The sequence below is a fragment of the Streptomyces similanensis genome, from assembly GCF_039543625.1.
Classification (GTDB): Bacteria; Actinomycetota; Actinomycetes; order Streptomycetales; family Streptomycetaceae; genus Streptomyces; species Streptomyces similanensis.
Map to the genome: position 1 here is coordinate 1 of NZ_BAABKC010000070.1, position 21958 is coordinate 21958.

The 21958-nt window shown below is 72.0% G+C and carries 17 protein-coding genes; 16 read left to right on the forward strand and 1 reads right to left on the reverse strand.

Annotated elements, in window-relative coordinates; genetic code table 11:
- From ABEB07_RS22870 to ABEB07_RS22935, 14 genes are all read left to right on the forward strand, one after another.
- Window positions 1-1889 (forward strand): peptidoglycan D,D-transpeptidase FtsI family protein (locus ABEB07_RS22870; RefSeq protein ID WP_345670066.1); only part of this gene is annotated, 1889 nt, incomplete at its 5' end.
- A gap of 112 nt (window positions 1890-2001) precedes the next feature.
- A complete protein-coding gene (locus tag ABEB07_RS22875) occupies window positions 2002-3657 on the forward strand; it encodes a UDP-N-acetylmuramoyl-L-alanyl-D-glutamate--2,6-diaminopimelate ligase (protein WP_345670067.1) in 1656 nt (551 codons plus the stop codon).
- Between the two features lie 28 nt (window positions 3658-3685).
- Window positions 3686-5101, forward strand: a complete 1416-nt coding sequence (locus tag ABEB07_RS22880; RefSeq protein ID WP_176148604.1) for a UDP-N-acetylmuramoyl-tripeptide--D-alanyl-D-alanine ligase — start codon at window positions 3686-3688, stop codon at window positions 5099-5101.
- Window positions 5101-6171 carry a phospho-N-acetylmuramoyl-pentapeptide-transferase gene (gene mraY, locus ABEB07_RS22885; protein ID WP_164581639.1) on the forward strand — a complete coding sequence of 357 codons (1071 nt, stop codon included), beginning with the start codon at window positions 5101-5103 and terminating at the stop codon, window positions 6169-6171. The genes ABEB07_RS22880 and mraY overlap by 1 nt, the downstream gene beginning before the upstream one ends.
- The gene (gene murD, locus ABEB07_RS22890; RefSeq protein ID WP_345670068.1) at window positions 6153-7574 is read left to right on the forward strand and encodes a UDP-N-acetylmuramoyl-L-alanine--D-glutamate ligase; all 1422 of its coding nucleotides are present in this window, start codon (window positions 6153-6155) and stop codon (window positions 7572-7574) included. Before mraY ends, murD begins: the two co-directional genes overlap by 19 nt.
- Before the next feature lie 94 nt (window positions 7575-7668).
- Window positions 7669-9165 (forward strand): putative lipid II flippase FtsW, encoded by a 1497-nt coding sequence (gene ftsW, locus ABEB07_RS22895; protein WP_176148602.1) that lies wholly within the window; start codon window positions 7669-7671, stop codon window positions 9163-9165.
- 6 nt (window positions 9166-9171) lie between these two features.
- Window positions 9172-10260 carry an undecaprenyldiphospho-muramoylpentapeptide beta-N-acetylglucosaminyltransferase gene (gene murG, locus ABEB07_RS22900; protein WP_164581628.1) on the forward strand — a complete coding sequence of 363 codons (1089 nt, stop codon included), beginning with the start codon at window positions 9172-9174 and terminating at the stop codon, window positions 10258-10260.
- A 28-nt stretch (window positions 10261-10288) separates the two neighbouring features.
- Window positions 10289-11083 carry a cell division protein FtsQ/DivIB gene (locus tag ABEB07_RS22905; RefSeq protein ID WP_176148601.1) on the forward strand — a complete coding sequence of 265 codons (795 nt, stop codon included), beginning with the start codon at window positions 10289-10291 and terminating at the stop codon, window positions 11081-11083.
- Between the two features lie 279 nt (window positions 11084-11362).
- Window positions 11363-12565: a cell division protein FtsZ gene (gene ftsZ, locus ABEB07_RS22910; RefSeq protein ID WP_176148600.1), complete on the forward strand. Its 1203-nt coding sequence runs from the start codon at window positions 11363-11365 to the stop codon at window positions 12563-12565.
- A complete protein-coding gene (pgeF, locus tag ABEB07_RS22915; RefSeq protein WP_345670069.1) occupies window positions 12562-13290 on the forward strand; it encodes a peptidoglycan editing factor PgeF in 729 nt (242 codons plus the stop codon). Before ftsZ ends, pgeF begins: the two co-directional genes overlap by 4 nt.
- Window positions 13291-13296: 6 nt before the next feature.
- A complete protein-coding gene (locus ABEB07_RS22920; protein WP_345670070.1) occupies window positions 13297-14016 on the forward strand; it encodes a YggS family pyridoxal phosphate-dependent enzyme in 720 nt (239 codons plus the stop codon).
- Window positions 14017-14143: 127 nt separating this feature from the next.
- Entirely contained in the window at window positions 14144-14785 is a 642-nt protein-coding gene (locus ABEB07_RS22925; protein ID WP_164581617.1) for a cell division protein SepF, read from the forward strand.
- Between the two features lie 51 nt (window positions 14786-14836).
- The gene (locus ABEB07_RS22930) at window positions 14837-15127 is read left to right on the forward strand and encodes a YggT family protein (RefSeq protein WP_009188102.1); all 291 of its coding nucleotides are present in this window, start codon (window positions 14837-14839) and stop codon (window positions 15125-15127) included.
- 52 nt (window positions 15128-15179) lie between these two features.
- The gene (locus tag ABEB07_RS22935) at window positions 15180-16445 is read left to right on the forward strand and encodes a DivIVA domain-containing protein (protein ID WP_345670072.1); all 1266 of its coding nucleotides are present in this window, start codon (window positions 15180-15182) and stop codon (window positions 16443-16445) included.
- A 266-nt stretch (window positions 16446-16711) separates the two neighbouring features.
- Here ABEB07_RS22935 and ileS read toward each other — a convergent pair whose 3' ends face one another.
- A complete protein-coding gene (gene ileS, locus ABEB07_RS22940; RefSeq protein WP_345670074.1) occupies window positions 16712-20056 on the reverse strand; it encodes an isoleucine--tRNA ligase in 3345 nt (1114 codons plus the stop codon).
- Between the two features lie 446 nt (window positions 20057-20502).
- On the opposite strand from ileS, the gene ABEB07_RS22945 reads away from it, so the two are divergent.
- Together ABEB07_RS22945 and lspA are read left to right on the forward strand one after the other, a co-directional pair.
- Entirely contained in the window at window positions 20503-21225 is a 723-nt protein-coding gene (locus ABEB07_RS22945; protein WP_345670075.1) for a TraR/DksA family transcriptional regulator, read from the forward strand.
- 62 nt (window positions 21226-21287) lie between these two features.
- Complete coding sequence (gene lspA / locus ABEB07_RS22950) at window positions 21288-21953, forward strand: signal peptidase II (RefSeq protein WP_176148595.1); 666 nt, start codon at window positions 21288-21290, stop codon at window positions 21951-21953.
- The last annotated feature ends 5 nt before the right edge of the window (window positions 21954-21958 follow it).

The window sequence follows — 21958 nt, forward strand, 5'->3', positions numbered from 1 at the left end:
GCCGCCGCCCCGGCCCCGGCGCCCGCCCGGCCCGCCGCCCCCACTCCACCTGGCGGCCGCCGCCCGTACGGGTCCTCAGGCTCGGCAGCCCCCGCCCGCGGCTGCGCCTGATCGCCGTGGCGCTCACCCTGGTGCTGCTGGTCTTCGTCGTCCGGCTGCTCCAGGTGCAGGCCGTGGACGCCGCCGCCTACGCCGCCAAGGCCGACGAGAACCGCTACGTCGTCCACACCATCGCCGCCGAGCGGGGCGGCATCACCGACCGCGACGGCGTGGCCCTCGCGGCCAGCGTGGACGCCGACGACATCACCGCCGACCCCACCATGTTCACCCGGGAGACGCTGAAGACCGGCGACGGTCCCGAGCAGGCCGCTGCCCTGCTCGCCCCGATCCTCGGGCAGGACCAGGCCGGCCTGGTCAGGAAGCTGAAGACGCGCAACACCCGCTACGTCCTGCTGGCCCGCCGGCAGACCCCGCAGGTGTGGAAGCAGATCAAGGACCTGAAGGCCGCCCTCACCAAGAAGGCGCAGAGCGACAAGAGCACGGTCAACGTCCTCGCCGGCGTCTTCTCCGACCCCAGCAGCAAGCGCGTCTACCCCAACGGCGACCTCGGCGCCGCCCTGCTCGGCTGGGTCAACTCCGAGGGCAAGGGCGGCGGCGGTATCGAACAGCAGCTCGACAAGGAGCTGTCCGGCAAGCCCGGCAAGATCCGCTACGCCCAGTCCGGCGGACGCGAGGTGCCCACGGCCGGCTCCACCCAGACGCCGGCGGTGCCCGGCTCCGACGTGGAGCTGACCATCGACCGCGACATCCAGTGGGCCGCCCAGAACGCCATCACCGAGCAGGTGCGCAAGTCCGAGGCGGACCGCGGCTACGTGATCGTCCAGGACACCCGCACCGGCGAGATCCTCGCCATGGCGAACTCCCCGGGCTTCGACCCCGGCGACCTCGCCCACGCCGACCCGGCCGCGCTCGGCAACGCCGCCGTCCAGGACGCCTTCGAGCCCGGCTCCACCGCCAAGCTCATGTCGATGGCCGCCGTCCTCCAGGAGAACGCGGCCACCCCGCTCACCCATGTCGTCGTGCCCAACCGGCTGCACCGCGGCGACCGGCTCTTCCACGACGACATCGACCACAAGACCTGGTACCTCACGCTCAACGGCGTCCTCGCCAAGTCCAGCAACATCGGCACCATCGAGGCCACCGGACAGCTCGGCAAGACCCAGGCCGAGGCCAACAAGGTCCTCTACTCCTACCTGCGCAAGTTCGGCATCGGCAGCTACACCGGCCTCGACTTCCCCGGCGAGACCAAGGGCATCCTCGCGCCGCCCGAGAAGTGGTCCACTTCGCAGCAGTACACGATCCCCTTCGGCCAGGGCGTCTCCATCAACGCCGTGCAGGCGGCCTCCGTCTACTCGACGATCGCCAACGGCGGGGTCCGGATCCAGCCGACCCTGGTGCGCGGCACCAAGAGCGCCGACGGCCACTTCACCCCGGCCCGGAAGCCCGCGACCAACCGCGTGGTGAGCGCCGGGACGGCCAAGGAACTCGCCCAGATGCTGGAGTCCGTGGTGGACGACGAACAGGGCACCGGCATGAAGGCGCGCATCCCCGGGTACCGGGTCGCGGGCAAGACGGGCACCGCCAACCGAGTGGATCCGGCCACCGGCAGATACCGCGGCTACACGTCGTCCTTCGCCGGCTTCGCGCCCGCCGACAACCCCCGCGTCACCGTCTACTGCGCGATCCAGAACGCCACCAGCGGCAACTACTACGGCGGCCAGATCTGCGGCCCCATCTACAAGCAGGTCATGGAGTTCGCGCTGAAGACCCTTCAGGTGCCGCCCACCGGGGCGAAGGCCGCGAGCCTGCCCGTGGACTTCAAGCCCTGACCCCGCCGCCCGGGCCGGTCCGCGCCGCCGCCGCTCACCGCGGCGCGGACCGCCCCGCCGCCGGGGCCCGTACGACCCGAACCACCCGCACGGAACCACCAGGAACCAGCCCGTGACAACGATCACCCCCGATCCCGGGAACCGTCCCCGCCCCCAGCCCTCACTTCGCTCCCGGGCGGGTACGCCCGGTACGCTCACCGCCGTGCCACACGCTGATCAGTCCCCAACCACCCAGAAAGGCGCTTCCGTGACCTACCCGGGACCGCCGCGACCGGCTCGGATCTCCGCCACCCCCCTCGCGGAGCTCGCCGATCAGCTGGGTGCCGCGCGGCCGGACCGCACCGCCGACGTCACGGGCATCACCCACGACTCGCGCGCCGTGCGCCCCGGCGACCTGTACGCGGCCCTGCCCGGCGCCCGCGCGCACGGCGCCGACTTCGTCACCCAGGCGGCGAGCCTGGGCGCGGTCGCCGTGCTCACCGACCCGGCCGGCGCCGAACGCGCCGCCGCCACCGGCCTGCCGGTGCTGAGCGTCGAGGACCCGCGCGCGCGGATGGGCGAACTGGCCGCCACGATCTACGGCCGGCCGGGCCGCGACCTGCTCCAGATCGGCATCACCGGCACCTCCGGCAAGACCACCACCGCCTACCTCGTCGAGGGCGGCCTGAAGACCGCGAAGGCCACCGGCCTGATCGGCACGGTGGAGACGCGGATCGGCGAGGAGCGCATCAAGTCCGAGCGCACCACCCCCGAAGCCACCGACCTCCAGGCCCTGTTCGCCGTCATGCGCGAGCGCGGCGTCGAGGCGGTCGCCATGGAGGTCTCCAGCCACGCCCTGGTGCTGGGCCGGGTCGACGGCTGCGTCTTCGACGTCGCCGTCTTCACCAACCTCAGCCCGGAGCACATGGAGTTCCACTCCGGCATGGAGGACTACTTCCAGGCCAAGGCGCAGCTGTTCACCCCGGCCCGCAGCCGGCTCGGCGTCGTCAACCTCGACGACGAGTACGGCCGGCGGCTGGCCAAGGAGGCCACCGTCCCGGTCGTCACCTACTCGGCCGAGGGGCACCCCGACGCCGACTGGCGGGCCGAGGACGTCCAGGTCGGCCCGATGGACTCCACCTTCACCGTGACCGGCCCCGAGGGGCTGCGGGCCACCGCCCGCTCGCCGCTGCCGGGTCCGTTCAACGTGGCCAACACCCTCGCCGCGATCGTCGCCCTGGCCGCCGCCGGGCTCGACGCGCAGTCCGCCGCCGACGGCATCGCCGCCGTGCCGGGCGTGCCGGGCCGCCTGGAGCGGGTGGACGCCGGCCAGCCCTACCTCGCGGTGGTCGACTACGCGCACAAGACCGACGCCGTCGAGTCGGTGCTGCGCGCCCTGCGCAAGGTCACCAAGGGCCGGGTGCACGTCGTGCTCGGCTGCGGCGGCGACCGCGACCGCACCAAGCGGGAGCCGATGGGCGCCGCCGTGGCCCGGCTGTCCGACACGGCCGTGCTGACCTCCGACAACCCCCGCTCCGAGGACCCCCTCGCGATCCTGGCGGCCATGCTCCGGGGCGCGGCCTCGGTGCCCGCCCACGAGCGCGGCGAGGTGCTGCTCTTCGAGGAGCGCGCCGCCGCCATCGCCGCCGCCGTCGCCCGGGCCCGGCCCGGGGACACCGTGCTGGTCGCGGGCAAGGGCCACGAGCAGGGCCAGGACATCGCCGGGGTGGTCCGTCCGTTCGACGACCGCCAGGTGCTCCGCGAAGCCATCCAGAACACCCAGGGATGAAAATCCAGAAGACCCAGGGGATGAACTTGTGATCGCCCTCTCCCTCGCCGAGATCGCAGCAGTCGTCGGCGGGCAGACGCACGACATACCGGATCCGTCCGTCCAGGTCACCGGACCCGTCGTCCGGGACTCCCGCGAGGCGGTGCCCGGCAGCCTCTTCGTCGCCTTCGTCGGCGAGCGCGTGGACGGCCACGACTTCGCCGCCGCCGTGGTGGCGGCGGGCGCGGTCGCCGTCCTGGCGTCCCGCCCCGTCGGCGTGCCCGCGATCGTGGTGGAGGACGTCCAGGCCGCCCTCGGCGCCCTCGCCCGCCACGTCGTCGACCGGCTCGGCGCGACCCTGGTCGCGCTGACCGGCTCGGCCGGCAAGACCAGCACCAAGGACCTGATCGCCCAGGTGCTCGGCGCCAAGGCGCCGACGGTGTTCACGCCGGGCTCGCTCAACAACGAGATCGGGCTGCCGCTGACCGCCCTCAGCGCCACCGAGGAGACCCGTTTCCTGGTGCTGGAGATGGGCGCCCGCGGCATCGGCCACATCCGCTACCTCACCGGGCTGACCCCGCCGAAGGTGGGCCTGGTGCTCAACGTCGGCTCCGCCCACATCGGGGAGTTCGGCGGCCGGGAGCAGATCGCCCAGGCCAAGGGCGAGATGGTGGAGAGCCTGCCCGCGGCCGAGGACGGCGGCGCGGCGATCCTCAACGCCGACGACCCCTTGGTCCGGGCCATGGCCTCCCGTACGAAGGCGAAGGTGGTTCTTTTCGGTGAGTCCGACGAAGCGGACGTACGCGCCGAGAACGTGAGACTCACGGACAGCGGACAGCCCGCCTTCAGGCTTCACACACCCTCCGGTGCATCCGATGTGACCATGCGCCTGTACGGTGAGCACCACGTGTCGAACGCGCTCGCCGCGGCCGCCGTCGCCCATGAGCTGGGCATGTCCGCAACCGAGATCGCCACCGCGCTCTCCGAGGCGGGCTCCCTCTCCCGCTGGCGGATGGAGGTCACCGAGCGCCCGGACGGCGTGACCGTCGTCAACGACGCCTACAACGCCAACCCGGAGTCCATGCGGGCCGCCCTGCGCGCGCTCGTGGCCATGGGCAAGGGGCGGCGGACCTGGGCGGTGCTCGGCGAGATGGCCGAGCTCGGGGACGAGGCGCTCGCCGAGCACGACGCGGTCGGACGGCTCGCCGTCCGGCTCAACGTCAGCAAGCTCGTCGCGGTCGGGGGCAGGGAAGCGTCCTGGCTGCAACTGGGCGCATATAACGAGGGTTCGTGGGGTGAGGAGTCGGTGCACGTGTCCGACGCACAGGCGGCGATCGACCTGTTGCGCAGCGAGTTGCGCCCGGGGGACGTGGTCCTCGTGAAGGCGTCCCGTTCGGTCGGTCTGGAGGCCGTCGCGACGGCGCTGCTGGAGACCGCTGCCGAAGGCGAGGTCGCCGGCCGATGATGAAGCAGATCCTGTTCGCGGGAGTCATCGGCCTGTTCCTGACGCTGGTCGGCACTCCGCTGCTGATCAAGCTCCTCGCCCGCAAGGGCTACGGGCAGTACATCCGCGACGACGGCCCGCGCGAGCACGCCAGCAAGCGCGGTACGCCGACGATGGGCGGCATCGCCTTCATCCTGGCCACCGTCGCCGCGTACTTCCTGTCCAAGGTCATCACCGGCTACGCCCCGACCTACTCGGGGCTGCTGGTGCTGGGCCTGATGGTCGGCATGGGCCTGGTCGGCTTCCTGGACGACTACATCAAGATCGTCAAGCGCCGCTCGCTGGGTCTGCGCGCCAAGGCGAAGATGGCCGGCCAGCTGATCGTCGGCATCGGCTTCGCGGTGCTGGCGCTGCAGTTCTCCGACAACCGCGGCAACACCCCGGCGTCCACGAAGCTGTCGTTCATCACCGACTTCGGCTGGACCATCGGCCCGGTGCTGTTCGTGATCTGGGCGCTGTTCATGATCCTCGCGATGTCGAACGGCGTGAACCTCACCGACGGTCTGGACGGTCTGGCCACCGGCGCCTCCGTGCTGGTCTTCGGCGCCTACACCTTCATCGGCGTCTGGCAGTTCCAGGAGTCCTGCGCCAACGCGGTGACGCTGACCAACCCCAACGCCTGCTACGAGGTGCGCGATCCGCTCGACCTCGCGGTCATCGCCTCCGCCCTGATGGGCGCCTGCCTCGGCTTCCTGTGGTGGAACACCTCGCCGGCCAAGATCTTCATGGGCGACACCGGTTCGCTGGCGCTCGGCGGCGTCCTCGCGGGCCTGGCGATCTGCTCGCGCACCGAGCTGCTGATGGCGCTGCTCGGCGGCCTGTTCGTGCTCATCACCATGTCGGTGGTCATCCAGGTCGGCTCCTTCCGGCTCACCGGACGGCGCGTCTTCCGGATGGCGCCACTCCAGCACCACTTCGAACTCAAGGGCTGGTCCGAGGTCCTCGTGGTGGTCCGCTTCTGGATCATCCAGGGCATCTGTGTGATCGTCGGACTCGGCCTCTTCTACGCGGGATGGGCAGCGGACAAGTGACCGACTGGCAGGGGAAGAACGTCACCGTCGCCGGACTCGGCGTCTCCGGGGTACCGGCGGCCAGGGTCCTGGCCGGGCTCGGCGCGCACGTCACCGTCGTCAACGACGGCGACGACGAGCGCGCCCGGGCGCAGGCGGCCGAACTGGAGGCGCTGGGCGTCGCCGTGCGCCTCGGTGACGGGGACACCCTGCCCGAGGGCGCCGAGCTGATCGTCACCGCGCCCGGCTGGAAGCCGGACAAGCCGCTGTTCCAGGCCGCCGAGCGGGCCGGCGTCCCGGTCTGGGGCGACGTGGAACTCGCCTGGCGGCTGCGCGGCCCCGACGCCGCCCCGTGGCTGGCCGTCACGGGCACCAACGGCAAGACCACCACCGTGCGGATGCTCGCCGCCATCCTGACGGCGGCGGGCCTGCGCACCGCGGCCGTCGGCAACATCGGCGTCTCGCTGCTGGACGCCGTCCTCGGCGAGCAGGAGTACGACGTGCTCGCCGTCGAACTCTCCAGCTACCAGCTGCACTGGGCGCCCTCCCTCCGGGCGCACTCGGCCGCGGTCCTCAACCTCGCCCCCGACCATCTCGACTGGCACGGCTCCATGGAGGCGTACGCCGCCGACAAGGGCCGCGTCTACGAGGGCAATCGGGTCGCCTGCGTCTACAACGCGGCCGACAAGGCCACCGAGGACCTGGTGCGCGCGGCGGACGTGGAGGAGGGCTGCCGCGCCGTCGGCTTCACCCTCGGCACCCCCGGCCCCTCCCAACTCGGCGTCGTGGACGGCCTCCTGGTGGACCGCGCCTTCGTGGTGGACCGGCAGAAGAACGCGCAGGAGCTGGCCGAGGTCCTGGACGTGAACCCGCCCGCCCCGCACAACATCGCCAACGCCCTTGCCGCGGCGGCCCTGGCGCGCGCCTTCGGCGTGCCCGCGACGGCGGTCCGGGACGGCCTCAGGTCCTTCACCCCGGACGCCCACCGCATCGCGCACGTGGCCGACGTGGACGGCGTCGCCTACGTGGACGACTCCAAGGCCACCAACACCCACGCCACCGAAGCCTCGTTGGCGTCATATGAGTCGATCGTATGGATTGCGGGCGGTCTGGCGAAGGGCGCGACCTTCGACGAGCTGGTCGCCAAGGCCGGAAAGCGGCTGCGCGGCGCGGTCCTCATCGGCGCCGACCGCGCGCTGATCCGCGAGGCCCTCGCGCGACACGCGCCCGAGGTCCCCGTGGTCGACCTCGACCGGACCGACACTGGGGCGATGCTCCAGGCCGTCCGGGAGGCGCAGCGGCTCGCCCGGCCCGGCGACACGGTGCTGCTGGCTCCGGCCTGCGCCTCGATGGACATGTTCGCCAACTACAACCAGCGTGGTGACGCGTTCGCGGAGGCCGTTCGCGAACTCGGCGCCCGCTGAACCCGGCCGCCCCGCCGCCGGGCGACCTTGGAGGGACGCGTGGGACCCGCGATGCGAGCCGGACGGACGCGGCCGGCGTACGGCGGAGGCGCAGATGCCCGCTGAGCCCGAAGGCCCCCGCGGCCGCACCCGCCGCCCGCCCGTGCAGCGCGCCGCCCCCAGGCCCGCCGCCCGGCCGGCCCGCGACAACCCGGTCCGCACCCTGGTCACCCGCGCCCGCAAGGCGTGGGACCGGCCGCTGACCGCCTACTACCTGATCCTCGGCGGCAGCTCGCTGATCACGGTGCTCGGCCTGGTGATGGTCTACTCGGCCTCCCAGGTCACCGCGCTGCAGATGGCGCTGCCCGGCTCCTACTTCTTCCGCAAGCAGCTGCTGGCCGCGGTGATCGGCGCCGGACTGCTGCTGGCCGCCTCCCGGATGCCGGTCAAGCTGCACCGCGCCCTGGCCTACCCGATCCTGGCGGGCGCGGTGTTCCTGATGGCGCTGGTGCAGGTGCCCGGGATAGGGATGTCGGTCAACGGCAACCAGAACTGGATCTCGCTCGGCGGCTCCTTCCAGATCCAGCCCAGCGAGATCGGCAAGCTGGCCCTGGTGCTGTGGGGCTCCGACCTGATCGCCCGCAAGCAGGAGAAGCGGCTGCTGACCCAGTGGAAGCACATGCTGGTGCCGCTGGTCCCGGTCGCCTTCATGCTGCTCGGACTGATCATGCTCGGCGGCGACATGGGCACCGCGATCATCCTCACCGCCATCCTCTTCGGCCTGCTGTGGCTGGCCGGCGCGCCCACCCGGCTGTTCGTCGGCGTGCTGTCGGTGGCCGCCCTGATCGGCCTGGTCCTCATCAAGACCAGCTCCAACCGGCTGGACCGGTTCGCCTGCGTCGGCTCCACCGACGCCTCCAAGTGCTGGCAGGCGGTGCACGGCATCTACGCCCTGGCCTCCGGCGGATTCTTCGGTTCGGGACTCGGCGCGAGTGTGGAAAAATGGGGCCAACTCCCCGAGGCCCACACCGACTTCATCTTCGCCGTCACCGGTGAGGAGCTGGGCCTGGCCGGGACGCTGTCGGTGCTCGCCCTGTTCGCGGCTCTAGGCTATGCGGGCATCCGCGTGGCCGGACGCACGGAGGACCCCTTCGTGAGGTATGCCGCGGGAGGCGTGACCACCTGGATCGTCGCGCAGGCGGTGATCAACATCGGTGCGGTGCTCGGCCTGCTGCCGATCGCCGGCGTCCCGCTCCCGCTGTTCTCCTACGGCGGGTCCGCCCTGCTGCCGACCATGTTCGCCATCGGGCTGATGATCGCCTTCGCACGCGACGAGCCCGCTGCGCGGGCGGCGCTTGCCATGCGGCAACCTCGCTTTGGTAGAAAGCGGGCGACAGGTTCCGCGGCCGGCCGCAAGACCGGCCGCAGGCCCGAGCGGAAACCCGCCCGGACGCCCGGCCGCACACCCGGCCGGGAGGCCGGCGGGGCGGCCGGCCGGGCGTCGGACCGCGGATCCGGGCAAAGCTCGGGTCAGGGGTCCGGCCAGGGGCCCCGGAGATGGAACACGATGCGACGGCGCGCCTCGGCGGCGCGTCCGTCCGGAGAGCGGTGAATTTCGGTGCATGTCGTACTCGCCGGCGGAGGTACCGCGGGCCACATCGAGCCCGCGCTCGCCCTCGCGGACGCCCTGCGCAGGCAGGACCCGACCGTGGGAATCACGGCCCTGGGCACGGAGCGCGGTCTGGAGACCCGGCTCGTGCCCGAGCGGGGCTACGAGCTGGGCCTGATCCCGGCGGTGCCGCTGCCGCGCAAGCCCACCCCCGAGCTGATCACCGTCCCGGGCCGGCTGCGCGGCACCATCAAGGCGGCCGAGCAGATCCTGGAGCGCACCAAGGCCGACGCCGTGGTCGGCTTCGGCGGCTACGTGGCGCTGCCCGGCTACCTCGCCGCCAAGCGGCTCGGCGTGCCCATCGTGGTCCACGAGGCCAACGCCCGCCCCGGCCTGGCCAACAAGATCGGCTCCCGCTACGCCGCCCAGGTCGCCGTCTCCACCCCGGACAGCAAGCTGCGCGGCGCGCAGTACATCGGCATCCCGCTGCGCCGCGCCATCGCCACCCTGGACCGGGCCGCGATGCGTCCGGAGGCGCGCGCGCTGTTCGGCCTCGACCCCAACCTGCCCACGCTGCTGGTCTCCGGCGGCTCCCAGGGCGCCCGCCGGCTCAACGAGGTGGTCCAGCAGGTCGCCCCCTGGCTCCAGCAGGCCGGCATCCAGATCCTGCACGCGGTCGGCCCGAAGAACGAACTGCCGCGCGTCCAGCAGATGCCGGGGATGCCCCCGTACATCCCGGTAAGTTACCTGGACCGGATGGACCTCGCGTACGCCGCGGCCGACATGATGCTCTGCCGGGCCGGCGCGATGACCGTCGCCGAACTCTCCGCCGTCGGACTCCCGGCCGCCTACGTCCCGCTGCCCATCGGCAACGGCGAACAGCGGCTGAACGCCCAGCCGCTGGTGAAGGCCGGCGGCGGACTGCTGGTCGACGACGCGGATCTGACGCCCGAGTGGGTGCAGGCCAACGTCCTGCCGGTGCTGGGCGATCCGCACCGGCTGTACCAGATGTCCCGCGCCGCCGGTGAGTTCGGCCGCCGGGACGCCGACGACCTGCTGGTCGGCATGGTGTACAAGGCGATCGCCGCGCACCGTTAGGACCATATGACCGAAGGGACTTGAGAGCGTGGCCGGACCGAGCACCGCCGAGCGCGGTGAACGCCAGCAGAAACCGTCCGGCCCGCCTCTGGTCCGCGGGCTGCGGCGGCCGAGCCCGCGCGCCCTCGCCGTCTCGGCGCTGGCCGCCGTCCTCCTCGCCGCCGGCGTCCTGTGGGTGCTCTACGGCTCCCCGTGGACCCGGGTGGAGCGGGTATCCGTCTCCGGCACCCGGGTGTTGACGCCCGAGGAGGTGCGCGAGGCCGCCGCGGTGCCCCTCGGCGACCCGCTGGTCTCCGTGGACACCGGCGCCGTCGCCGCCCGGCTGCGCCACCGGCTGCCCCGGGTCGACTCGGTGCGCGTCGAGCGCTCCTGGCCGCACGGGATCGACCTGAAGGTGGTCGAGCGCAGAGCGGTCATGGTGGAGGAGAAGGGCGGGAAGTTCGTCGAAGTGGACGCCTCCGGGGTCCGCTTCGCCACGGTCTCCCGGTCGCCCCGGGGCGTGCCGGTCATGGAACTGGCCCTCTCCCGGTCCGCCTCCTCGGCCGCGAGCCTGCGCCGCTTCGGCGAGGACCGGCTGGTGCGCGCGGCGGTGACGGTCTCCGGCCACCTCCCGGCCCAGGTCGCCCACCGCACCCGCGCCGTCAAGGTCCGCACCTACGACGACATCTCGCTGGAGTTGACCGACGGCCGCACCGTCGCCTGGGGCAGCGGCGACCGCAGCCGGGAGAAGGCCCGCGCGCTGACCGCGCTGATGAAAGCGGCCCCGGACGCACGGCACTTCGACGTCAGCGTCCCCAGCGCGCCCGCGTCAGCGGCGAGTTGACGCACATCAGCGCAGGCCAGCACCCTGGTTGGGCAGCGCTATGGCTGATCACATAGGGTGAAAAGAAAAACGGGAGGTTCGGCGTGTTCGTTGAACGGGCGCCACTTGTCGACTTAGTGTCCTGTTCAGAAGACTTCAAGGAACAGGCACACTGGTAACCCTAAACTTCAGGGTTAGGGTTCGGGTCGGCGTGACGGACCGTCCCATTCGGCATCAGCCGCCGCGACGCGGGCAACCGCGCAGCGACGGCAACGTAATTCGAGGCGAGAGGCCTTCGACGTGGCAGCACCGCAGAACTACCTCGCAGTCATCAAGGTCATCGGTGTCGGCGGCGGTGGTGTCAATGCCATCAACCGGATGATCGAGGTCGGCCTCAAGGGCGTCGAGTTCATCGCCATCAACACCGACGCACAGGCGCTGTTGATGAGCGACGCCGACGTCAAGCTCGACGTGGGCCGCGAACTCACCCGCGGACTCGGCGCCGGAGCCAATCCGGCCGTCGGCCGCAAGGCCGCCGAAGACCACCGCGAGGAGATCGAGGAGGTCCTCAAGGGGGCCGACATGGTCTTCGTGACGGCCGGTGAAGGCGGCGGCACCGGCACCGGCGGCGCGCCCGTCGTGGCCAACATCGCGCGCTCGCTCGGCGCCCTCACCATCGGCGTGGTCACCCGCCCGTTCACCTTCGAGGGACGGCGCCGGGCCAACCAGGCCGAGGACGGCATCGCCGAACTGCGCGAAGAGGTCGACACCCTCATCGTGATCCCCAACGACCGGCTGCTGTCCATCTCGGACCGCCAGGTCAGCGTGCTCGACGCGTTCAAGTCCGCCGACCAGGTGCTGCTCTCCGGTGTGCAGGGCATCACCGACCTCATCACCACCCCCGGTCTGATCAACCTCGACTTCGCCGACGTCAAGTCGGTCATGTCCGAGGCCGGTTCGGCCCTCATGGGCATCGGCTCGGCCCGCGGCGACGACCGCGCGGTGGCCGCGGCCGAGATGGCGATCTCCTCCCCGCTGCTGGAGGCGTCCATCGACGGCGCCCGCGGCGTGCTGCTCTCCATCTCCGGCGGCTCCGACCTCGGCCTGTTCGAGATCAACGAAGCGGCCCAACTGGTCAGCGAGGCCGCCCACCCCGAGGCCAACATCATCTTCGGCGCGGTCATCGACGACGCCCTCGGCGACGAGGTGCGGGTCACCGTGATCGCGGCCGGCTTCGACGGCGGCCAGCCGCCGGCCCGCCGGGACAACGTCCTCGGCACCGCCTCCTCCGCGCCCCGCCGCGAGGAGCCCGCCCCGGCGCGCCAGCCCGAGAGCCGCCCGACCTTCGGCTCGCTCGGCAGCGTGACGCCGAAGGAGGAGCCCGAGCCCGTCGCCCCTGAGCCGGTGCACGAGATCCCGGCCACCCCGGCGGTCCCGCCGGCGCCGCGGACCTACACCGACAGCGCGGCCGAGGAACTGGACGTCCCGGACTTCCTGAAGTGATAGGGCGGCGCGACACCGTGGACGGCGCGCACTTCGCCTTCACCGACCGGTGGGGCGGGGTGAGCGCCGTTCCGTACGAGGAGCTGAACCTCGGCGGCGCGGTCGGCGACGACCCCGGGGCCGTGCGCGCCAACCGGGAACGCGCCGCCGAGTCCCTGGGACTCGACCCGGCCCGGGTGGTCTGGATGAACCAGGTGCACGGCAACGACGTCGCCGAGGTGGACGGACCGTGGACCACGGAGCCCGTCCCGGCGGTCGACGGCCTGGTCACCGCCACCCGCTCGCTCGCGCTCGCCGTGCTGACCGCCGACTGCGTGCCGGTGCTGCTGGCCGACCCGGTCGCCGGGGTGGTCGGCGCGGCGCACGCGGGCCGGCCCGGCATGGTCGCGCAGGTCGTCCCGGCCGCCGTCGAGGCGATGGCCTCGCTCGGCGCCGAACCGGCCCGGATCGTCGCCCGCACCGGACCGGCCGTCTGCGGCCGGTGCTACGAGGTGCCGGAGGCGATGCGCGCCGAGGTCGCCGCCGTCGAGCCGGCGGCACACGCCGAGACGAGCTGGGGCACGCCGGCGCTCGACGTGAGCGCCGGAGTGCACGCGCAGCTCGCCCGTCTCGGAGTGCGCGACCGGGAGCGCTCGCCGGTGTGCACGCGCGAGTCGGACGATCACTTCTCGTACCGCCGCGACCGCACCACCGGTCGGCTCGCGGGCTACGTCTGGCTGGACTGATGGGGCATGACGGAACGTAAGGACGAACTCGCCGGGAACCTGGCGAGGGTTGAGGAGCGCATCGCCGACGCGTGCGCCGCCGCCGGCCGCCGGCGCGAGGACGTGACCCTCATCGTGGTCACCAAGACCTACCCGGCCTCCGACGTGCGGACCCTGGCGGACCTCGGGGTGCGCCAGGTCGCCGAGAACCGCGACCAGGAGGCGGCGCCCAAGGCCGCCGAGTGCGCCGACCTGCCGCTCCGTTGGCACTTCGTCGGTCAACTGCAGACCAACAAGGTCCGCTCGGTCGTGGGATACGCCGACGTCGTGCAGTCCGTCGACCGGTCGCGGCTGGTCACGGCGCTGTCGAAGGAGGCCGTACGGGCCGGGCGGGAGCTGGACTGCCTGGTCCAGGTCGCCCTGGACGCGGACGAGGGCGGCCGCGGCGAGCGCGGCGGCGTGGCGCCCGGCGGGATCGAGGAGTTGGCCGACGCGCTCGCGCTCGCGCCGGGGCTGCGGTGCGGCGGACTGATGACCGTCGCCCCGCTGACCGGGGAGTACGCGGGCCGTCAACAGGCCGCGTTCGAACGGCTCATGGATTTGTCGACCCGCCTGCGCCGGAACCATCCGGCTGCCACCATGGTCTCGGCAGGGATGAGCGGGGACCTCGAACAGGCCGTGGCGGCCGGAGCGACACATGTGCGCGTCGGCACCTCGGTACTCGGAGTCCGCCCCGGGCTCGGGTAACGTCGCCAGGAAGTCGGACCACAGCAGAAAATATGGTCAATACCGCCGAAGAAGGCGCAACGACCTAGTGGATCGCGGGGACTTCGCGGTCGTCAGCGGATCCACCACAGAGCGGAGGACTCAGAGCATGGCCGGCGCGATGCGCAAGATGGCGGTCTACCTCGGCCTCGTGGAGGACGATGGGTACGACGGCCGGGGTTTCGACCCCGATGACGACTTCGAACCCGAACTGGACCCGGAGCCCGAGCGGGACCGCCGACGGCACGAGCCGCCGCACCAGCCGCTCGGGACACACCAGCCGCAAAGGGACGAACCGGTACGCGTGGTGCAGCCTCCGGCACCCCGCGAACCCGTGTCGCATTCCGCTTCGCTCCCGGCGGAATCCGGGCGTCCGGCGCGCATCGCGCCCGTGGCATCCATCACACAAGAACGCGCAAGCCTGGAGAAGAACGCACCGGTGATCATGCCCAAGGTCGTGTCCGAACGTGAGCCGTACCGGATCACCACACTTCACCCCCGGACCTACAACGAGGCCCGTACCATCGGGGAACACTTCCGTGAAGGCACCCCGGTGATCATGAACTTGACCGAGATGGACGACACGGACGCGAAGCGACTTGTCGACTTCGCGGCCGGTTTGGTGTTCGGTCTTCACGGCAGCATCGAGCGGGTGACACAGAAGGTGTTTCTGTTGTCGCCTGCTAACGTCGATGTCACGGCGGAGGACAAGGCCCGCATCGCAGAGGGCGGGTTCTTCAACCAGAGCTGAGACACACCGCTGGAAGACAGGCACGGAGCAGGGGAGAGGGAAGCACCGATCATGGGCGTGGCCATGGAGGTTCTCTACATCGCGCTGATGGTGTTCCTCATCGTGCTGATCTTTCGATTGGTCATGGACTACGTGTTCCAGTTCGCCCGCTCGTGGCAACCCGGCAAGGCGATGGTGGTCGTTCTCGAGGCCACCTACACTGTCACCGATCCACCGTTGAAGCTTCTGCGGCGGTTCATCCCGCCGTTGCGTCTCGGGGGCGTGGCGCTCGACCTGTCCTTCTTCGTTCTGATGATCATCGTCTACATCCTGATCTACATCGTGGGGAACCTCGCGACGTGAGTGTGGACGATACGGTCTTGCCGACTGCCGATGACTACGTTGAGGTGAAGAGATGCCGTTGACCCCCGAGGACGTGCGGAACAAGCAGTTCACGACCGTCCGCCTCCGAGAAGGCTATGACGAGGACGAGGTCGATGCCTTCCTCGACGAGGTCGAAGCCGAGCTGACCCGTCTGCTCCGTGAGAACGAGGATCTGCGCGCCAAACTGGCCGCGGCCACCCGCGCCGCCGCCCAGAACCAGCAGAACATGCGCAAGCCCCCGGAGCAGCAGGACCAGCAGCACCCGCAGCAGCAGGGCGGCATGCCCCAGCAGGGCGGCGGGATGCCCCAGCAGGGCGGAATGCCGCAGCAGGGCGGAATGCAGCAGGGCGGTATGCAGCAGGGCGGAATGCAGCAGGGCGGGATGCCGCAGCAGGGCATGCGAGGTCCCGGGGCTCCGGTGCCCGCCGGGATATCGGGCCCGCCGCAGCAGCAGATGGGTGGCCCCATGGGTGGTCCGCCCCAGCTGCCGAGCGGCGCCCCGCAGCTGCCCGCCGGCCCCGGCGGACAGGGCCCGCAGGGTCCCGGCCCCATGGGTCAGGGTCCTGGTCCGATGGGTCAGGGTCCCGGTCCGATGGGCCAGGGAATGGGGCAGGGTCCCATGCAGGGCCAGATGGGTCCGGGCCCGATGGGCGGCCCCGGTCCCATGGGCGGCCCCGGCCCGATGGGTCAGGGTCCCGGTGGCGACAGCGCCGCGCGCGTGCTGTCGCTGGCCCAGCAGACCGCCGACCAGGCGATCGCGGAGGCCCGTTCCGAGGCCAACAAGATCGTCGGCGAGGCGCGGTCGCGGGCCGAGGGCCTGGAGCGGGACGCCCGTGCCAAGGCGGACGCCCTGGAGCGGGACGCGCAGGAGAAGCACCGCGTCGCGATGGGCTCCCTGGAGTCCGCCCGCGCCACGCTGGAGCGCAAGGTCGAGGACCTGCGCGGCTTCGAGCGCGAGTACCGCACGCGTCTGAAGTCCTACCTGGAGTCGCAGCTGCGTCAGCTGGAGACCCAGGCGGACGACTCGCTGGCCCCGCCGCGCACTCCGGCCGCCGCGTCGCTGCCGCCGTCCCCGGCGCCGTCGATGGCTCCGGCCGGTGCGAGCGCTCCGTCGTACGGCGGGAACCAGGGCATGGGCGGTGCGCCGAGCCCGTCCGGACCGTCCTACGGCGGTCAGCAGCAGATGTCGCCGGCGATGACCCAGCCGATGGCGCCGGTGCGGCCGCAGGGCCCGTCGCCGATGGGTCAGGCGCCGTCCCCGATGCGGGGCTTCCTCATCGACGAGGACGACAACTGAGGCGGCGGCCCTGACGGGCAGCACCCACTAGGCATCGGCAGCCTGCGAAACGGCCCCGGAGGATTCCTCCGGGGCCGTTCTCGTGTGTGCGGGCCGCGTCGTCCGGTGCGGGCCGGTGGGGGCTGGTCGCGCAGTTCCCCGCGCCCCTGAGAGGGGCGCGGGGAACTGCGCGAACGGGGGTCTGGGGGCCGCCGCCCCCAGGGACGGGACGGGTAGGGGCGGCGGGGGCGAATGACGCCCCCGCGCACCCACCCCTCCCGGAGTGACTACGCCTTGCGGAGGCGGAACGTCAGGCTCAGGCCCTCGTCCGTGAACGGCTCGCCGTAGGCGTCGTCCGCCTCGCCCTGGGCGAAGTCCGTGGCGAGGACCTCGTCCGCGATCAGACCGGCGTGCTCCGACAGCGCCGCGATCACCGCCGCGTCCGTCGACGTCCACCGCAGCGCGATCCGGTCGGCCACGTCGAGGCCGCTGTTCTTGCGCGCCTCCTGGATCAGCCGGATGGCGTCCCGGGCCAGGCCCGCCTGCCGCAGCTCCTCGGTGATCTCCAGGTCCAGCGCCACCGTCGCACCCGAGTCGGACGCCACCGACCACCCCTCGCGCGGGGTCTCCGTGATGATCACCTCGTCCGGCGTGAGCGCGACGGTCTCCCCGTCGACCTCCACCGACGCCGTGCCCTCGCGCAGCGCCAGCGACAGCGCCGCCGCGTCGGCCGCGGCGACCGCCTTGGCCACGTCCTGCACCCGCTTGCCGAACCGCTTGCCCAGCGCGCGGAAGTTGGCCTTGGCGGTGGTGTCCACCAGTGACCCGCCGACCTCGGACAGCGACGCCAGCGAGGAGACGTTCAGCTCCTCGGTGATCTGCGCGTGCAGCTCGGTGTCCAGGGACTCGAAGCCGGCCACCGCGACCAGCGCCCGCGACAGCGGCTGACGGGTCTTGACGCCCGACTCCGCGCGCGTGGCCCGGCCCAGCTCCACCAGCCGCCGCACGACCACCATCTGCCGCGACAGCTCCGGGTCGATCGCCGACAGGTCGGCCTCGGGCCAGGAGGCGAGGTGCACCGACTCCGGGGCGCCCGGCGTCACCGGCACGACCAGGTCCTGCCAGACCCGCTCGGTGATGAACGGGGTCAGCGGCGCCATCAGCCGGGTCACCGTCTCGACGACCTCGTGCAGCGTGCGCAGGGCCGCCTTGTCGCCCTGCCAGAAGCGGCGGCGCGAGCGGCGGACGTACCAGTTGGACAGGTCGTCGACGAACGCGGACAGCAGCTTGCCGGCCCGCTGCGTGTCGTACGCCTCCAGGGCCTGGGTGACCTGGTCGGTCAGCGCGTGCAGCTCGCTGAGCAGCCAGCGGTCCAGCACCGGGCGGTCGGCCGGGGCCGGGTCGGCCCCGCTGGGCGCCCAGTTCGACGTACGGGCGTACAGCGCCTGGAAGGCGACCGTGTTCCAGTAGGTCAGCAGCGTCTTGCGGACGACCTCCTGGATGGTGCCGTGGCCCACCCGGCGGGCCGCCCAGGGGGAGCCGCCGGCCGCCATGAACCAGCGCACCGCGTCCGCGCCGTGCTGGTCCATCAGCGGGATCGGCTGGAGGATGTTGCCGAGGTGCTTGGACATCTTGCGGCCGTCCTCGGCCAGGATGTGGCCCAGGCACACGACGTTCTCGTACGACGACTCGTCGAACACCAGGGTGCCGATGGCCATCAGGGTGTAGAACCAGCCGCGGGTCTGGTCGATCGCCTCGGAGATGAACTGCGCCGGGTAGCGGCTCTCGAACAGCTCCTTGTTCTTGTACGGGTAACCCCACTGCGCGAACGGCATCGAGCCCGAGTCGTACCAGGCGTCGATGACCTCCGGCACGCGCGTGGCCGTCGCCCCGCACCCGTCCTGCGGGCAGCCGAAGACGACCTCGTCGATGAACGGGCGGTGCGGGTCCAGGCCCGACTGGTCGGCGCCGGTCAGCTCGGTCAGCTCCGCGCGGGAGCCGACACAGGTGAGGTGGCCCTCCTCGCAGCGCCAGATGGGCAGCGGGGTGCCCCAGTAGCGGTTGCGGGACAGCGCCCAGTCGATGTTGTTGGTCAGCCAGTCGCCGAACCGGCCGTGCTTGACCGTGTCCGGGAACCAGTTGGTCTTCTCGTTCTCCTGGAGCAGCCGGTCCTTGACGGCCGTGGTGCGGATGTACCAGGAGGGCTGGGCGTAGTACAGCAGCGCGGTGTGGCAGCGCCAGCAGTGCGGGTAGCTGTGCTCGTAGGGCAGGTGCCGGAAGAGCAGGCCGCGCTCGGCGAGGTCCTCGGTGAGCTTCTCGTCGGCCTTCTTGAAGAAGACGCCGCCGACCAGCGGGACGTCCTCCTCGAAGGTGCCGTCGGGGCGCACCGGGTTGACGACCGGCAGGCCGTAGGCGCGGCAGACCTTGAGGTCGTCCTCGCCGAAGGCGGGGGACTGGTGCACCAGACCGGTGCCGTCCTCGGTGGTGACGTACTCGGCGTTGACCACGAAGTGCGCGGGCGCCGGGCGGTGCCCAGCGGTCCCCTCGCCGGCGCTCGGGCTGTGCCCGTCGGTCCCCTCGCTGACGCTCGGGCTGTGCCCGTCGGTCCCCTCGCTGACGCTCGGGCTGTGCCCGTCGGTCCCCTCGCCGGCGCTCGGGCTGTGCCCGTCGGTCCCCTCGCTGACGCTCGGGCTGTGCCGGTCGGTCCCCTCGCTGACGCTCGGGAACTCGATCAGCTCGAAGGGGCGCCGGTAGGTCCAGCGCTCCATCTCCGCGCCGGTGAAGGACTGTCCGGTCACCTCCCAGTCCTCGCCGAGCGCCTTGGCGACCAGCGGCTCGGCCACGACCAGCTTCTCGGCGCCGTTCGTCGCGACGACGTACGTCACGTCCGGGTGCGCGGCGACCGCCGTGTTGGACACCAGCGTCCACGGGGTCGTCGTCCACACCAGCAGCGCGGCCTCGCCCGCCAGCGGGCCGGAGGTCAGCGGGAAGCGGACGTAGACCGAGGGGTCCACGACCGTCTCGTAGCCCTGCGCCAGCTCGTGGTCGGACAGGCCGGTGCCGCAGCGGGGGCACCAGGGGGCGACGCGGTGGTCCTGGACCAGCAGGTCCTTGTCGAAGATCTGCTTCAGCGACCACCACACCGACTCGACGTACTCGGGGTCCATGGTGCGGTAGGCGTCGTCCAGGTCGACCCAGTAGCCCATGCGGGTCGTCAGCTCGGCGAAGGCGTCGGTGTGCCGGGTCACCGATGCGCGGCACTTGGCGTTGAACTCGGCGATGCCGTACGCCTCGATGTCCTGCTTGCCGCTGAAGCCCAGCTCCTTCTCCACCGCCAGCTCCACCGGCAGGCCGTGGCAGTCCCAGCCGGCCTTGCGGGCCACGTGGTAGCCGCGCATGGTGCGGAACCGGGGGAAGACGTCCTTGAAGACGCGCGCCTCGATGTGGTGGGCGCCCGGCATGCCGTTGGCGGTGGGCGGGCCCTCGTAGAACACCCATTCGGGGCGGCCCTCGGACTGCTGAAGGCTCTTGGCGAAGATCTTCTGCTCGCGCCAGAAGTCGAGCACCGCGTGTTCGAGCGCGGGCAGGTCGACCTGGGCGGGCACCTGGCGGTACTGCGGCTGCGTGTTCAACGAGCTTCCTCCGGCGGACGTGCTGCCTTCCGTCGGAGGGACGAGAGCCTTCGTGCTTCCTACGCCGTGTGCGGCGCGCTCCCGCGGTACCACCCTCCTTGGCCCCCCGGTGCGCCGTACGCCCCGACAAGCCCCCTCATTGGGGTCGCGATGCCGGGTCTAGTGGCCCGGCGGCTTCGCTGGGCGTTCTTCCGGCGGCTCCGGGGTGATCTTCACGTCGCGCTCGCCCCCGGGCTCACACCGTCCCCGGGTCGCTCTGGGCCGCTCACGCCGCTACTCGTCCCCATCCACGCTTCTCGCTGCGCCCAGTGTACGGCGCGCCGTACGCGGCGGCCGACCGGTTATCCGGCGCGTGACCCGAACGGCGCGCGGGGCCGGGTGCGGATCGGGGCGGCCGCCGGACTACCGGTCGGCCGGATTATCCGGCGGGGAGCTGGGCACCACGCATGGGTGTCCGCCGGCGGACGGCACCCGCGCGGCGGGCGGATCGGGCGGCGTGCCCCGTTGCCGCGGGACCCCTGTCGATTTATCGTCCCAGCTTATCGTCTCAGCGCGATTCCTCCAGAAAGTGGGCGGCCCCGGACGGGTCGGGTGCGAAGGGTGCGGACGGCGTCCGTGTGGGCAGGAAGAGCACGGGCAACAAGGCGGGTGCGGCGCGTGCCGCCAAGCAGACGGAGGTCACGACGGTGGTTGCGAAGAAGACCCCTGGTACGGCGGCCGCGGCGGACACCTCCGCCGTTCCGGCGGCACGGCTCGCCGCGGCGGCCGAGCCCGGCGACCTCGCGGTACGGCCGGGCGAGGACCCGTGGACCGCGGCCGAGGTGGACGAGGCCCGCGGGGAGCTCCAGTCCGAGACGGAGCGGCTGCGCACCGAGATCAGCTCGTCCGAGGAGGCCCTGGCGGGCCTGATGCGGGACTCCGGCGACGGCGCGGGCGACGACGAGGCGGACACCGGCACCAAGAACATCACGCGCGAGCACGAGATGGCGCTCGCCGCCAACGCGCGCGAGATGCTCACCCAGACCGAGCGCGCCCTGGAGCGGCTGGACGCCGGCACCTACGGCCGGTGCGAGAACTGCGGCGAGCCGATCGGCAAGGCCCGGATGCAGGCCTTCCCGCGCGCCACCCTGTGCGTGGAGTGCAAGCAGAAGCAGGAACGCCGGTACTGAACCGGGTCCGGGGCGTGCCGTACCCTCGTTCCTCAGTCAGGTACCTAGGTCGAGGGACTCACGTGGCAGAGGCGGAGCGCATCATCGGTACGCCGGACGACACCCCGGAGACGGAGCGGCCCGGCGCGCGGTCGGCGCCGGGCGAGGCGTCCGGCGCCGACGGCCCGGCGGCGGCCCCCGGCGCGTCCGGGGAAGCGGACGCGCGGCGGACGGCGGACCCGGCCGGCGAGGAGCGTCCCCGCCGCGGGCGCCGGATCGCCGTGCTGTTCTCGGTCGCGGCGTTCGCGTACGCCCTCGACCTGGTCAGCAAGCTGCTGGTGGTCGCCAAGCTGGAGCACCACGCGCCCGTGCGGGTCGTCGGGGACTGGCTCCAGCTGGAGGCGATCCGCAACTCGGGCGCCGCCTTCAGCTTCGGCGAGGCCTACACGGTGATCTTCACGGTGATCGCGGCCGCCGTGATCGTGGTGATCGTCCGGCTGGCCCGCAAGCTGTACAGCCTGCCCTGGGCGGTCGCCCTCGGCCTGCTGCTCGGCGGCGCGCTCGGCAACCTCACCGACCGGATCTTCCGCTCGCCGGGCGTCTTCAAGGGCGCGGTCGTCGACTTCATCTCGCCCAAGCACTTCGCCGTCTTCAACCTCGCCGACTCGGCGATCGTGTGCGGCGGCATCCTGATCGTGCTGCTCTCCTTCCGCGGCCTGGACCCCGACGGAAGCGTCCACAAGGACTGAGCCGC

Coding starts and splice junctions, on each gene's coding strand:
- mraY (WP_164581639.1), top strand. CDS start 5,101: ATGAAGCAGATCCTGTTCGCGGGAGTCATCGGCCTGTTCCTGACGCTG.
- murD (WP_345670068.1), top strand. CDS start 6,153: ATGGGCAGCGGACAAGTGACCGACTGGCAGGGGAAGAACGTCACCGTC.
- ftsW (WP_176148602.1), top strand. CDS start 7,669: ATGCCCGCTGAGCCCGAAGGCCCCCGCGGCCGCACCCGCCGCCCGCCC.
- ABEB07_RS22920 (WP_345670070.1), top strand. CDS start 13,297: ATGACGGAACGTAAGGACGAACTCGCCGGGAACCTGGCGAGGGTTGAG.
- ABEB07_RS22925 (WP_164581617.1), top strand. CDS start 14,144: ATGGCCGGCGCGATGCGCAAGATGGCGGTCTACCTCGGCCTCGTGGAG.
- ABEB07_RS22930 (WP_009188102.1), top strand. CDS start 14,837: ATGGGCGTGGCCATGGAGGTTCTCTACATCGCGCTGATGGTGTTCCTC.
- ABEB07_RS22935 (WP_345670072.1), top strand. CDS start 15,180: ATGCCGTTGACCCCCGAGGACGTGCGGAACAAGCAGTTCACGACCGTC.
- ABEB07_RS22945 (WP_345670075.1), top strand. CDS start 20,503: ATGGGTGTCCGCCGGCGGACGGCACCCGCGCGGCGGGCGGATCGGGCG.